At 55.8% G+C, this 13,609-nt stretch carries 13 protein-coding genes; 6 read left to right on the top strand and 7 right to left on the bottom strand.

Annotation, left to right across the window (positions count from 1 at the left end; translation table 11 throughout):
* The first annotated feature begins 207 nt into the window (after nucleotides 1-207).
* Nucleotides 208-1,323, top strand: coding sequence for an SDR family oxidoreductase (locus J1779_RS18890; RefSeq protein ID WP_056776122.1), 1,116 nt, complete (start codon nucleotides 208-210; stop codon nucleotides 1,321-1,323).
* Between the two features lie 97 nt (nucleotides 1,324-1,420).
* Here J1779_RS18890 and J1779_RS18895 read toward each other — a convergent pair whose 3' ends face one another.
* From J1779_RS18895 to J1779_RS18905, 3 genes are all read right to left on the bottom strand, one after another.
* Nucleotides 1,421-2,044 carry a glutathione S-transferase family protein gene (locus J1779_RS18895; RefSeq protein ID WP_136374991.1) on the bottom strand — a complete coding sequence of 208 codons (624 nt, stop codon included), beginning with the start codon at nucleotides 2,042-2,044 and terminating at the stop codon, nucleotides 1,421-1,423.
* Between the two features lie 37 nt (nucleotides 2,045-2,081).
* Nucleotides 2,082-2,621 carry a GNAT family N-acetyltransferase gene (locus tag J1779_RS18900; protein ID WP_122094516.1) on the bottom strand — a complete coding sequence of 180 codons (540 nt, stop codon included), beginning with the start codon at nucleotides 2,619-2,621 and terminating at the stop codon, nucleotides 2,082-2,084.
* A 79-nt stretch (nucleotides 2,622-2,700) separates the two neighbouring features.
* Nucleotides 2,701-3,573: a helix-turn-helix domain-containing protein gene (locus J1779_RS18905; RefSeq protein ID WP_217204492.1), complete on the bottom strand. Its 873-nt coding sequence runs from the start codon at nucleotides 3,571-3,573 to the stop codon at nucleotides 2,701-2,703.
* Between the two features lie 189 nt (nucleotides 3,574-3,762).
* Here J1779_RS18905 and J1779_RS18910 point away from each other — a divergent pair, with 189 nt between their 5' ends.
* Nucleotides 3,763-4,671: a DMT family transporter gene (locus tag J1779_RS18910; RefSeq protein ID WP_217204493.1), complete on the top strand. Its 909-nt coding sequence runs from the start codon at nucleotides 3,763-3,765 to the stop codon at nucleotides 4,669-4,671.
* Nucleotides 4,672-4,806: 135 nt separating this feature from the next.
* Here the strand turns inward: J1779_RS18910 and J1779_RS18915 are convergent, their stop codons facing one another.
* On the bottom strand, nucleotides 4,807-5,547 hold the full coding sequence (locus tag J1779_RS18915; RefSeq protein WP_217204494.1) for an SDR family oxidoreductase: 741 nt from the start codon (nucleotides 5,545-5,547) through the stop codon (nucleotides 4,807-4,809).
* Between the two features lie 120 nt (nucleotides 5,548-5,667).
* On the opposite strand from J1779_RS18915, the gene J1779_RS18920 reads away from it, so the two are divergent.
* Both J1779_RS18920 and J1779_RS18925 read left to right on the top strand, forming a co-directional pair.
* Nucleotides 5,668-6,570, top strand: a complete 903-nt coding sequence (locus J1779_RS18920; RefSeq protein WP_217204495.1) for a LysR family transcriptional regulator — start codon at nucleotides 5,668-5,670, stop codon at nucleotides 6,568-6,570.
* Between the two features lie 56 nt (nucleotides 6,571-6,626).
* Nucleotides 6,627-7,115, top strand: coding sequence for a hypothetical protein (locus J1779_RS18925; protein WP_217204496.1), 489 nt, complete (start codon nucleotides 6,627-6,629; stop codon nucleotides 7,113-7,115).
* Between the two features lie 51 nt (nucleotides 7,116-7,166).
* On the opposite strand, the gene J1779_RS18930 is transcribed toward J1779_RS18925, so the two are convergent.
* Together J1779_RS18930 and hpxO are read right to left on the bottom strand one after the other, a co-directional pair.
* Entirely contained in the window at nucleotides 7,167-8,741 is a 1,575-nt protein-coding gene (locus tag J1779_RS18930; protein WP_217204497.1) for a hypothetical protein, read from the bottom strand.
* A gap of 126 nt (nucleotides 8,742-8,867) precedes the next feature.
* On the bottom strand, nucleotides 8,868-10,025 hold the full coding sequence (hpxO, locus tag J1779_RS18935) for an FAD-dependent urate hydroxylase HpxO (RefSeq protein ID WP_217204498.1): 1,158 nt from the start codon (nucleotides 10,023-10,025) through the stop codon (nucleotides 8,868-8,870).
* A 257-nt stretch (nucleotides 10,026-10,282) separates the two neighbouring features.
* On the opposite strand from hpxO, the gene J1779_RS18940 reads away from it, so the two are divergent.
* Together J1779_RS18940 and J1779_RS18945 are read left to right on the top strand one after the other, a co-directional pair.
* On the top strand, nucleotides 10,283-11,137 hold the full coding sequence (locus J1779_RS18940) for a LysR family transcriptional regulator (protein ID WP_056776103.1): 855 nt from the start codon (nucleotides 10,283-10,285) through the stop codon (nucleotides 11,135-11,137).
* Nucleotides 11,138-11,249: 112 nt separating this feature from the next.
* On the top strand, nucleotides 11,250-12,662 hold the full coding sequence (locus J1779_RS18945) for an amidohydrolase family protein (protein WP_338019871.1): 1,413 nt from the start codon (nucleotides 11,250-11,252) through the stop codon (nucleotides 12,660-12,662).
* A gap of 86 nt (nucleotides 12,663-12,748) precedes the next feature.
* Here the strand turns inward: J1779_RS18945 and J1779_RS18950 are convergent, their stop codons facing one another.
* Entirely contained in the window at nucleotides 12,749-13,300 is a 552-nt protein-coding gene (locus tag J1779_RS18950) for a single-stranded DNA-binding protein (RefSeq protein ID WP_056776099.1), read from the bottom strand.
* Nucleotides 13,301-13,609 lie beyond the last annotated feature (309 nt).

Below are 13,609 nucleotides of genomic sequence, written 5' to 3' on the forward strand. Positions count from 1 at the left end.
AGAAGAGAGAACGAATGTATTATTGAGATGTTTCCCGGTGTAACCAACGAATGCCATATATTTAGTTTTTCATTAAAATGAACTTTCCTGATTTTTTAAGCTTTTCGTGCTGTTTAACTGCCGTTTAATTAGCGCAAAAAACGGTATACGTTCTGTTTACAGTCCGGGTGATACTGTCTCAATACTTTCCCGTTGCAGGTCTTAATAATGAACAGTATTTTAATTACCGGTGCCACTGGTTTTGTCGGCGGTGCAGTTGTTGAATATCTTTTACGTCAAAAATTAACGGCGAAGAGCCAGTTATTGTTATTAGTCAGAGCAGACGATAATGCGACGGGACTCGCCAGAATCATCGATAATTTAAAGAAATTTGAATTAAGCGACGAACTGCTTTCTGCCTTAAATGAACAGTCTATTTTAACCGGCGATCTGGCCGAACCCGAAAGCTTTATTCACGACCCGCGTTTAGATCAGGTGACTCACGTGATCAACTGTGCGGCGATTGCCTCGTTCGGCAATAATCCGGCTATGTGGCGCGTCAATGTCGAAGGCTCTCTGGTGTTCGCCAAACGCATGGCGCAGGTGAAAGGCTTGCAGCGTTTCGTTCACGTCGGCACGGCGATGGCCTCCATGCCGGACAAAGACAGCGTGTTCTATGAAGGAATGCCGGACAACGAGCACAACGAAGACCTGGTGCAGTACACCATTTCCAAGCGTGCTATCGAGAATCTGGTGCGTTCAGAGTGCCCGACACTGCCGTTCGTGGTGGCACGTCCGTCGATTATCGTCGGTCACACCCAGTACGGTTGCCAGCCGTCGAGCAGCATTTTCTGGGTCTTTATGATGGCGATCAAGCTGAAGAAATTCACCTGTAACCTCGACGATGAAGTCGATGTTATTCCAGTCGATTATTGCGCCATGGTGCTGGTGAAATTATGCCTGGCCGCCGAACTGAGCCACAGCTTCTATCATATTTCGTCCGGCGCGGAAATGTGTACACCGTTCCATGAAATAGATACCTCGGTGGCAAAAGCCAATAATACTTCGCGTATTATTAATGAATACGAGCAGATCAGTTATCAGGAATTCACCGGCATTCGCAAACAATTTAAAGATGTTTTAGGGCCGTGTAATGACAAAATTATTTTACGTGCCATTAAATTGTACGGCGGATTCGCGCAGTTAAACGTGAAGTTTGATAATTCCCGGTTGATGGATATGGGCATTCCTAAACCGGCGGCATTTAAGAGTTATATTGATAAGTGTGTTTTCTCGACGCATGGTCAGACAATTCCTGAACTCATGAGAGTCGATTTTAAATAAACCGATGCGTCTGTTGAAAAATAGAGAAGGTTTAGAATAACAGGACGCGGCACAGGACATTGCCGCGTCTTTTTTTATTTTCAGCCCGGCATCCGCATCAGACCATGCCGTTGCGACCAAACAGCCGGTAACCTTCGCGCTGATTCAGCCGATCGTAATACGCCGAGACGGCAGGCAGGGCCGGGCGCGACATCGGCGTCATCGACCAGCGGTTAACGGCAAGCCCCAGCACAATATCGGCCAGCGTAAAATTATCGCCCAGCACATAGTCGCCGCTGCGCTGAAGTTGCTCTTCCAGCATCTGCATATGACGGTTCCATTCGCTGACACCGGCATCAATCAGCGCCGGATCGGTGTGCTGAGGGCTGTTGCGCGCCAGTGCCGGAAACGCATATCGCCATGAATTATTCAGCTCACCCGCCTGCCAGTCCATCCACTGTTCGGTCAGCGCACGCCGTTTCGGATCCGATGACAGCAGGTCTTCCCGCCCTTCCTTCGCCGCCAGATATCGGCAAATGACGTTGGATTCCCACAATACGAATTCGCCATCGAGCACCACCGGCACCATGGCATTCGGATTCAGCGCCCTGAATTGTGGCGTCTGCACAGACTGAAAACCTGAACCAAACTGTTCCTGCTCACATTCCAGCCCCAGCTCGTGGCAGGTCCATAACACCTTACGCACATTGATCGACGTCGATTTACCCAGAATCTTCAGCATGACTTCCCCTGACAAAATGGAACAACCGCAATAACTATCAGGCTTTGGGCTGACGGAGAAAAATCCGCGTTGCCGAGCCGTGATAGGTGGTGTCGGTGTGCGCCACAAATCCGCACTTTTCCGCCAGCCGGACAGACGCCTGATGCTCCGGCGCAATAATGCAGCATAGCTGACGATCGAGGTTTTCATCGGCCCAGGACAGTACCGCCCTGGCCGCTTCGACAGCATAGCCTTTGCCGTGAAACTGCGGTGCCACCACCCAGCCCATTTCCGCCATGCCGTTGAGCGATGGCGTCATCTCCCGCTGATAATCCGCCAGACCAATTTCACCGGCAAACGCCCCTTCTTTACCGTTGTGTTTTTCAAACACAATCCAGTAACCAAAGCCCAGCATCTGCCAGTGGCCGGGATAGCGCAGTAACCGGCTCCAGCTGGCTTCGCGGCTGGACGGCGTACCGCCAATGTATTTCACCACGGCAGGATCCGCCCACTGCGCGGCAATAGCATCAAAATCATCAATGCGATGACCACGTAAAATCAGACGTTCGGTTTCAATAACAGGCGCTTGGGCGTGCATGGTTGCTCCTCATTTCTCAGAATGACCATCACGTTAGCATTGAAGTTGAAAAGACGGGAAGTGCGGGCGGAGAAAGAAATTAAGATCCGCTGCGCAGTGCGCTCGGCGTGATACCGCGCACGGATTTGAAGCGGTGGCTGAAGTGGCTGGCGGAGCTGAAACCACATTCCAGCGCGATGGTGGTGATCTCCATGCCGGTGCTTTTCAGCAGATGTTCGGCGCGGATCAGACGGGCGTTCATCACGTACTGATGCGGCGCCATGCCCATACTTTGTTTGAACATGCGGGCGAAATGAAATTCGCTCAGTTCAGCCAGAAGCGCCAGTTCCGGCAGCATCAGGGGTTGCGCAAGGTGAGCGTGAATGTAGTCTTTTACCCGGTTCAGAATATGCGGTGCCAGTCCGCCGCGCACCGTCGGCAACGCCCATTGCAGGTGAGTGTAGTTCTTCACCAGATGCGCCATCAGCAGATTTGCCGCACTGCTCAGCATCAGCTGATTACTGTTTTCCTGCCACTGGCTGCTGAGCAAAAAGTGGCGATAGAGCAGCGTGATCTGCGGATCTTCTTCGAACGTGCGTTCTTCCATCTGAATCGCTGCCGGGCTGCGATCCCAGGTTTGCTCCACCAGATGACGCAGATGCTCATCAGAGCAATAGACATGCACGAATGACAAATCATCGCGCACATCCCAGCTCGACATGCTGTTTTTTGGCATCAGACAAAAGCGGTCCGGGCCGCCGCCGTTGCGCCAGCCACCACGGGTTTTGTGATAACACTCGTAGCCGTCAGCGACGTACAGACTCAGCGTATGGTGATCCGGGCTTTCCTGGGTCACGGTGTCATTTTTATTCGACCAGGCCGCCAGCTGAATACCTGAACTCAGCTCCACACTGTCGTGCAGAACCGCTTTATGCTTACGCAGCGTGTCGAAAGCCTGATAAACCTTGGTCATGACCTGCACCCGGAGGAAAAAGAAGAGGCTTAGTTTACGGGTTTTGACGGCATGAGAGCCAGATATTGCCACGCCGGCGCACAAAGAAATGCGCAAGAATATGCAACTCAACCGCAAGCCGTTGAAAGCCAAGGTCACCGGATTACCGCACACTTCCCTCAGACCATTATTTTTCAATGAGAGAAGTCGATGAACGCACTGCTTTATATTTCGGTGATTATTATCTGGGGCACCACCTGGTTTGCGATTTACCTGCAACAGGGCGATGTGCCGGTGACGGTGTCGATCTTTTACCGTTTCCTGCTGGCGGCGGTGATTATGCTGGTGGCGTTGCTGGCGGCCCGTCGCCTGCGCAGGCTCGCCCTGAAAGATCATCTTTTTTGCATCGTGCAGGGCTGCTGCGTCTTTTGCTTCAATTTTTACTGCTTCTATCACGCAGCGGCTTACATCACCAGCGGGCTGGAATCGGTGATTTTCTCGATGGCCGTGCTGTTCAACGCGTTCAACGGCATGGTGTTTTTCCGCCAGAAACTGGCACCGGCGGTTATTCCGGCGACCGTCCTCGGGCTGGCGGGAATCATCACCCTGTTCTGGCACGATTTCAGCGCCGCCCACATTGCACCGGAACTGCTCAAAGGCATTGGCCTGAGCCTGCTCGGTACCTACGGTTTTTCGCTCGGCAATATGATCAGCGCCCGTCATCAGCGTCGGGGGCTGGACGTTCTGTCCACCAACACCTACGCGATGTTCTACGGCACAGCGGTGATGGGTGCACTGAGCGTGTTTCAGGGTGCCTCTTTCGCCATCGACCTGACGCCGCAATACCTCGGTTCGCTGGTCTACCTGTCGGTATTTGGCTCCGTGCTGGCCTTCGGCATTTACTTCACGCTGGTCGGACGCATTGGCGCCAGCCAGGCAGCCTACAGCACGCTGCTGTTCCCGCTGGTCGCCCTGACCGTTTCCACTTTCTACGAAGGGTATCAGTGGCACATCAATGCCGTCATCGGGCTGGCGCTGATCCTGCTCGGTAATCTGGTGATGTTCTGCCGCCCGGCATGGCTGGAGATGTTCAGGCGCAAGGCGGTGGTGTCGCTTTAAATCAGCCCAATAAACTCCCCCCGCCAATCCGCGGAATGATGCGCGCGGGCACGTCGTTAAAACCCGTAGCAGTATTCCTGATCCGGGTTTTGCGATCTGTATTCCGGCGATTCATCTCCTCTTTAAGCGGGACGGTTAGATAATCCCGCCATTCGCCCTCAGCGTCTGGCCGTTCACCCAGGCGCCATCGGGGCCGGCGAGGAAAGCCACCACGGAGGCGATATCTTCCGGCTGGCCGAGGCGTTCGAGCGGTGAGGTTTTGGCGAGGGTTTCCACCAGTTGCTCAGATTTGCCGTTGAGGAACAAATCCGTTGCCGTCGGGCCGGGTGCCACGGTATTCACGGTGATCTGGCGTCCGCGCATTTCTTTGGTCAGCACGCGGCTCAGCGCCTCGACGGCCGCTTTGGTGGCGGCATACACGCCGTACGTCGGCTGGTATAACCCGACAACGGTCGATGAGAAGTTGATGATGCGCCCGCCGTTGTGCAGGTGTTTCGCCGCTTCGCGCAGGGTGTTGAAGGTGCCTTTCAGGTTAATGTCGATGAGGCGATCGAATGCAGCATCGTCGGTGTCAGCAATCGCCGAAAGCGTCATGATCCCGGCGTTATTCACCAGCACATCCACGCCGCCAAATGCCTGTTGCGCACTGGCAAACATCCGGCTGACCGCCGCCGCGTCGCTGACATCGGCCTGCGCGCTGATAGCCCGGCCACCTGCCTTTTCGATTTTACTGACGACCGCGTCAGCCTCTGCCGCACCGCGTGAATAGTTCACGATCACGGTGAAACCGTCCCGCGCCAGACGCGCTGCGATAGCCGCGCCGATGCCACGGGATGCGCCGGTAACCAGCGCCACTTTTTGATTGGATGACGTCATGATGTGTTTCCTTTTTGAGTGATTCGGATTCGTTGTCGCTGAAGAAAGAGTAGCCGATTGACGCTGCCGGATAATTCCCTGATATTCGTTATCACTATCCGGAAAAGGCGAACAATCATCATGGATAAACTCGACAGCATGGCGTTGTTCACCCGCGTGGTGGAACTGCGGAGTTTTACGCAGGCCGCGCAGGCGCTGAACCTGAAACGCTCGACGGTGACTGACGCCATTAAACAGCTGGAAACGCGGCTCAACATCCGGCTTTTGCAGCGCACCACCCGCCACGTCAGCCCGACGCTGGATGGCGAAGCCTATTACCAGCGCTGTCTGCGCATTCTGGCAGAGGTGGAAGATGCCGAAATGGCCTTCGCAGGGGCGCAGCCGAAAGGGCTGTTACGGGTGGATGTGCACGGCACGCTGGCGCGGCATTTCGTGTTGCCCGGCCTGCCAGATTTTCTGGCGCAATATCCTGATATTGAGTTTTACCTGAGCGAGGGCGACCGGCTGGTGGATCTGGTGCGCGAAGGCATCGACTGCGTGATCCGCGCCGGTGAGCTGAAAGACAGCGATATGGTGGCGCGCCCGCTCGGCACGCTGCCGGAAATCACCTGCGCCAGCCCGGACTATCTGCAACGGTTCGGCACGCCAGACACACCGGACGATCTCACCGGACACCGGATGATTGGCTACCGCTCCAGTGCGACCGGCGGGCTGTTGCCGCTGGTTTTTCAGGTTCAGGGCAAAAGCCGTGAAATTCTGCTGCCGACGCCATTTTCGGTCAACGGCGCGGAGAGTATGAAAGAAGCCGCACGGCGCGGAATGGGCATTATTCAGGTGCCAAAATACGCGCTGACTGACGATCTCGCGCAGGGAAAACTGGTGCAGATCCTGGCCGGTTTTCCGGTGGGTAAGATGCCGGTGGCTTTGCTTTATCCCCGCAACCGCCAGCTTTCGCCACGCGTGCGGGTATTCATTGACTGGATGGTCAAAGAGTTTGCGCGGCGCGATCCGCATCTGACATAGTAGATTTCTCAGGTCTGAACCCGCTACGTTGAAAGGCTAAATATCAGGAGACGCCGATGACCCAACCTGCTGTATTGCTGCATATTGGCCGCGAAGAAACCCGGGTTACCGTCCGGCATGACGATATCGACGATAAAATATTGCCGCTGACGCTGGGCTCACAGCTGACTTCCGTCGGCTATTTTCGTCATACGCCGCCAACGCCGGATGAAATGGAAAACGCCATTATGGTGGTCGAGGATGAAATCATCCGCATCCGCCACGATATCCCGCCGGGCGCACAATTGTTCAGTACCGACAATGATATTCGCGCACTGGCACGCATTGCAGGCGTGGCTGAAAATGAAGTGATGACGCTGTCTCTCGAGGCCGTGGAGCGCACGTTTGACCGGCTGGCATTGGTGATTAACGGACGTCCTGCGCAGTTCGAAGGCATCCCCGATGGCAATGATTTCGCCGCAACCCTGCTGATTTTGCGCGAGTTTATGCATCATCTGCAATTTGCGGATATCGTGCTGAAAGGGGCGAAGTTTGAGATATTGTGATAACAGTAACAGCCCCTCACGGGGCTGTTAAAAAGGCCGTCAGGCCCGTGTTCATCGGTTTTTCAGCGCGCCCGGATCAGACTCCAGCAGCACCAGACTGCTGAGATCTGGCTGGTTTTGCTGACGCAGATAATCTTCAAAGGAGAGGCGCGAATGGTTGCTCTCCCAGTCTGATTGCAGCTTACCGAGCAGATCAGTGGTTTTCGAGGTGTGCACCGGCGTGGTGGTGTCTGACTCCAGCCATCCCTTCACATATTTTTGGATATGCGTGGAAGTACTGGCGCGCTGATCCACCGACGCACTCACCAGAGCCCCCTTCTGATACTGGATATTGGTGGTGCTCTCGGCCTTGTCATCAATCTGATAATACAGATAATTCTGCGAGTTTCTGTCGGTCGTCAGGTTGAGCTGTAAACCCGACGTCAGCGCTTTGTGGTAGCTGGCGACCAGATGTGACTGCTGCTTCTGCGAGATATGCCGATCCTGCGTGCCGGTACCGGTAATGCTGCTCGACTGCGACACCTGATAAGAGAAGGTGTCCACCTCGTCCGGGCGCATCGGGTTGGTTTTATCCACCGGCGTCTGAGAGACGGAGGCCGTGAAATCTGCCAGACCGGATACCATGTTTTTATCGGTCCGGGTCAGCGAGAAATACACCGGTTCTCTGGCGCTGCTTTTGTGCGTGGTCGCGCTCTCGCCATAATTCGAATTCAGCGCCGTAAAAGCATCCCTGAACATGGTCATCAGCGCATCGTCCGCGTTACCCCGGCTTCCCGCATTGTCGAACTGTTTCAGATACTGGTTCAGCGCCTGCGTCTGCTGATTTTCCGTACCCAACAGGGCGCACTTGCTCATATCCACGCTGATATTCACGGTGCCGTCGATCCCGGTGGATTTCACCGAGCGGGTACTGGCGTCAGCGTGAAAATCCAGCGTCCGGGTGTTTTCAGTGCCCAGACTGGCGTGCAAATCCACCGACGTCAGCACCGAGGTATCAAACTTTGTCAGCCCGCTCAGATCGAGCTTCGGCGGCTGCGCCGTCAGGCCATCAATCGCTTTCTGAAAACCTTCCGCCATGTTCGCCAGCGCCTTGCGGTCGGCATCGCTCAGTGTGCCTTTGCTGACATTCACCTGCACACCCAGCCCGTCATCATCACTGCCGAGCGTGATCTCCACCAGCGCGCCGCTGGCGGTTTTGATACTCAGGCTGATCTGATTGTCGGCTTTGGTGTGGAGTTGGGTTTGGGCGGCGACGTTACCCGCAGAACTGGCGGACTGAGCGGAGGTCTGCTTCATCACCGATTGCGAATAACTGCCGCTGTCGGTGGTAAAGCGTTCAAGCAGGGCGGCACCGAGTCCGGAAAAACGCGCCGCATTACCGGCGTTGCTGAAATTCGAGGCGAGCTTTGAAGACATCAGGTCGCTGGAAGAACGTTCCCAGACCAGTGCCGGTTTGGTGATGTTGTAGACCGGCGACGTGGCGTCAGTCTGGCCAATCATTACCGCGGCGGATTGCGCCGTTGTCGCTTGCTGCTGACTGGCCACCGGAGACACCGTGGCCGTCGTTTTGGTGGCGGTAAGCAGCGTATTAAGCGCCTGATTACCTGTCGCAGAGATAACTGTCATCCTGATGAGTCCCTATGTTTTTGCGTCATAGCGCCAGTGGATACCTTGATCCTTCTGATGTTATTTTCGGCAAAAACACAGGAAACTTTAAGGAGTTGTAAAAACTTATTTCCTGCGCATTACAGGTTATTCCAGCGGGCCGCCCAGAATGGTTTCGCACATGCCGGAGAGAATGCGCTCGCCGGTTTCGGTTTTCAGATCTTCGTACCATTGTTCGGTGACGGCCATCTCTTTGCCGTGGGTCACGTCGCAGCGTTTGCGGGCTTTCAGCACCAGATCTTTCACGCGGTACGCGCGTTTTTCCTGATAACGCAGCAGCGCATCTTCAATGCCTAACGAATTGGTTTGCAACATATTCGCCAGTACCACGGCGTCTTCCATCGCCGCGCAACCGCCCTGCCCGATATCCGGCGTGGTGCTGTGGCCGGAATCGCCGAGCAGCGCAATTCGCCCTTTCACCAGTTGCATAAACGGGTCGATGTCGTGGATTTCGACGCGGTTAGTCGTCTGCGGGTCAATCTGGCGGATCAGCTTCTGCACCGGTTCCGCCCAGCCTGCAAAATAGCCCTGCAAATCATCGCGTACGGTGGTGCGATCCTGCGGTAAACCTTTCGGCAGCGGCACGTCAAAGAAGAAGTAGAAACGGTTGCCGCTCACCGGCATCAGGGAAACGCGTTTGCCTTCGCCGACAAACGTCGTCCACTGATCGGCAGGGGCGATGCTTTCGTCGATTTCCACCAGACCGTTCCAGTTAACGTAACCAGCGTAGCGGCGCTCTGTGGCGTAGCCCAAAACATGCTGGCGGATAATGGAATGAGTGCCGTCGGCGGCGATCAGTAAATCGCCGGTGGCAGAGGTGCCGTCATCAAACCAGGCGGTGACGCTGTCGGCGGATTCCTCAACGTGCGTCACGCGCTTGCCAAACTGCACCCGATCGCGGCCGTACGTGTCGAGCAACATCGCCTGAAGTTCCGCGCGTGCCACCGGATAAGGCTGCTCGCCAACGCTCTGAATCAGCGGATCCATACTGAATCGCGTCATGGTCTGGCCTTGCTGATATTCTTTGTAGGCCATAAAACGCATGTTACCGCCAAGCTCGCGCAGCGCGTCTTTCATGCCGAGATAGTTCAGGCACTTTACGCCGTTGGGCCAGATGGAAATCGCCGCGCCAACCGGTTTGATCTCTTTCACCGCCTCAAAGACCGCCGTCTCGATCCCAAAACGCTTCAGCGCAATCGCCGCACATGCACCGCCAATACCGCCACCAATCACGATCGCTTTCATGTTTTTCTCCTTGAAGTCTCACAAGGAAAAAGCAATTTCTGTACCAGAAAGACAATTTGCCGCCGAAGCCTTGTATACAATCTTAAGTGAAATCAGAAACTGCCGGAGTGCGGGAGTGATGCCCTAAAACAAGGCGTCCTTTTGGAGCAGGAGGCACGAAACCACCGCGCAATGAGCCAGTCTGGTGCGGCGACGCGAAGGTTGATACTCTCCCCGGTATTCAAATTTCAAATACCACAACCATAAGTAGTGATGAAATGAATCGCTATCCCATGTTCAGCCCGCAGCAGTTACTCAGTTTTGTCGCCGTGTGTGAAACCGGCAGTTTTACCCGCGCCGCCGACCGCGTTCATTTGTCGCAATCGACGGTCAGCCAGCAAATCCGCCGCCTGGAAGAGGCGTTAGCAAAACCGCTGCTGGAACGCACTTCCCATCAGGTTCAGCTCACCGAAGAGGGCGAACGTCTGCTCGGCTATGCCCGGCGGATCATTGCGCTCAACGGTGAAGCACACGATGCGCTGAGCGACCAGTGGCCTGACGGCGTGGTGCGCCTCGGCGTACCGGAAGATTTTGCGGCAGCGACCACCTCCCTGCTGGCGCAGTTTTGCCGCGCCCATCCGCATATCCGCCTCGACGTTACCAGCGGCCTGAGCCACGAACTGCGCCGCGCCTGGCAGCAGGACATGCTGGACATCATTCTGGTGAAACAGCTGACCGGCGAAAAAGCCAATGCCTCACGCCCCGAGCCGATGCTGTGGCTCGACAGCGCCGAGTATCCGGCATTTGAGCGCAATCCGGTGCCGCTGGTGCTGTTTCCGCTCAATGCGCTGTATCGCGAAGAACTGTGTCAGGCGCTGGATGCCCTCGGGCGCAGCTGGCGCATCAGTTACAGCAGCGCCAGCCTCGCCGCGCTGGTGGCCGCCAGCGCCGCCGGACTGGGCGTCACCTTATTGCCCGCCAGTTGCCGCCTGCCGGCGCACCGGGTTTTGGGCACCGAAAGCGGATTACCGCAAGTGGATAACGTCGAACTGGCGCTGTTTTACCGCCCCGATGCCACGCCTGCGCAAATCGCACTGGCCGGAAAATTAAAGGATTTTTGTCAGCTCAGTTAGCCATTAGGTTTCCCACTAGCTGGCAGTGGGAAAAATCGCAGCCGGAACCGGCGATATCTTTTAGGGTGAAAGGAAAGCAGCATCCTCCCGCATCATGATTAAGGAATTCGACGTGCAAAATCCTCAGCAACAAAGCCGCAGACACTTTCTCTCTCATAGCGCCAAAATCACCGCGACCGGCGCACTGCTGACCGCAGGCATGGCCTCCGGTATCGCATCAGCAGCGCCGTTTAAAGCAGGCGCGATGGATGAAAAATGTGACGATGCCAGCCAGATCAACGCGATTACTGCGCCGCACTATCAGCTGCGTAATGTGCGGCTGGAAGAGGGTTTTGAGCGCGAAGGCGAGACAGTCATTGCCACCAAAACCGGCCTGTATAATCTGGACATCAACAACGGCAAAATCGTGGCGATCCACCCTGCAAAAGAGGCCCCGGCCAGCACCTTACCTGCCTTTGATGCGCGGGGATTACTCCTGCTGCCCGCCACGCGCGACATGCATATTCACCTCGACAAGACCTTCTACGGCGGCAAGTGGGAAGCGCCGCGCCCGCGTAAAGGCAAGACCATCATGGACATGATTGCCCGCGAACAGGTGCTGATCCCGCAACTGTTACCGACCTCGGTGGAACACGCAGAGGCGATCATCGGCCTGCTGCATTCCAAAGGCACCACCGTGGCGCGCAGCCACTGTAATATCGACCCGGTGAGCGGCCTGAAAAGCCTCGAGCATCTGAAAATCGCACTGGAAAAACATCAGCAGGATTTCAGTTGTGAAATTGTGGCATTTCCGCAGCACGGTTTACTGCACTCAAAAGTCGACGGGCTGATGCGCGAAGCGATGCAAATGGGCGTGCAGTACGTCGGCGGGCTGGACCCGACGAATGTAGACGGCGCGATGGAAAAATCCCTCGATGCGATGTTCCAGATTGCGCTGGACACAAACAAAGGCGTGGATATTCATCTGCATGAAACCACGCCAGCCGGGATTGCGGCGGTGAAATACATGATTCAGACCGTGGAGAAAAACCCGCAACTGAAAGGCAAAGTGACGCTCAGCCACGGTTTCGCGCTGGCGATGATGCAGGGTGCGGAACTGGAAGGCGTGATCGCCGGGCTTTCCGAGCAGCAGTTCACCGTCGCTTCCACCATTCCGCTCGGCAAACTGAACATGCCGCTGCCGCAGCTCAGCCAGAACGGTGTATTCGTGATGACCGGCACCGACAGCGTGATCGACCACTGGTCGCCGTTTGGCACCGGCAGCATGCTGGAAAAAGCCAGCCTGTACGCCCAGCTCTACGGCAACTCCGACGAATTCGGCCTGACGCGCTCCCTCGCCATCGCCACCGGCAACGTCCTGCCGCTCGACGACAGCGGCAACCGCCAGTGGCCCGCGGTGAACGATAACGCCGAAATGATCCTGGTCGACGCCAGCTGCTCCGCCGAAGCGGTAGCCAGGGTATCCGAGGTGAAAGCGACGTTCCATCAGGGCAGATTAGTGTTTGGTGCGGTGGGGAAAGTTTGAAGGATGAGAGATTCCTGAATGCCGGACAGCAAAAAGCCCCTTTCGGGGCTTTTTTCATTTCTGACATGGATGCCCGAAGGCAGGTATCAGAACGGGATATCGTCGTCGAAATCCATTGGGGGTTCGTTGTTCTGTGCTGGCGCGTTGTTTTGCGCAGCCGGACGAGCCTGCTGGCCGCCGCTGAACTGGTTGCCGCCTTGTGGCTGCTGAGGCTGACCCCAACCGCCTTGCTGACCGCCTGACTGGCCGCCTGCTGCCTGGCCGCCGCCTGCTGGTGCGCCGCCGCCGGTACGGCCGCCGAGCATCTGCATGGTGCCGCCCACGTTAACGACAACTTCGGTGGTGTATTTTTCAACGCCAGCCTGATCGGTCCATTTACGGGTTTGCAGTGCGCCTTCGATGTAAACCTGAGAACCTTTCTTCAGGTATTCACCGGCAACTTCCGCCAGTTTGCCGAACAACACAACGCGGTGCCATTCGGTTTTTTCTTTCTGCTCGCCGGTGGCTTTGTCACGCCAGCTTTCGGAGGTCGCCAGTGTCATGTTGGCCACTGCGCCGCCGTTTGGCATGTAGCGGATTTCCGGATCTTGTCCGAGATTACCGACGAGTATTACTTTGTTTACGCCTCTGCTGGCCATGTGGATTCTCCTGATGATGTATGTCGTGGTTGAAACCACAATCCGAGGTGTGGAAGGTCACACTTTGCAGCATTATAACCATAAAACGATACCTTCGTACCATGGATGTCTGAGGATGCGGCATTCTTTCCAGATTGTTCAGCAAACGTTCCGCTGTTACATCGAGTACTGGATATACATTCAGGTTTCGGGGTGGCATAGACTGTGATTTGTGTCATAATTGCGCGTTACGTTCTTCTCTGTGCCTGACTCGCTGACCGGCGCGATGCTCCATTTTCCGCAGGTCACCGGCACGGTGAGCTATCACGT

The sequence above is a fragment of the Rahnella rivi genome, assembly GCF_019049655.1.
Classification (GTDB): Bacteria; Pseudomonadota; Gammaproteobacteria; order Enterobacterales; family Enterobacteriaceae; genus Rahnella; species Rahnella rivi.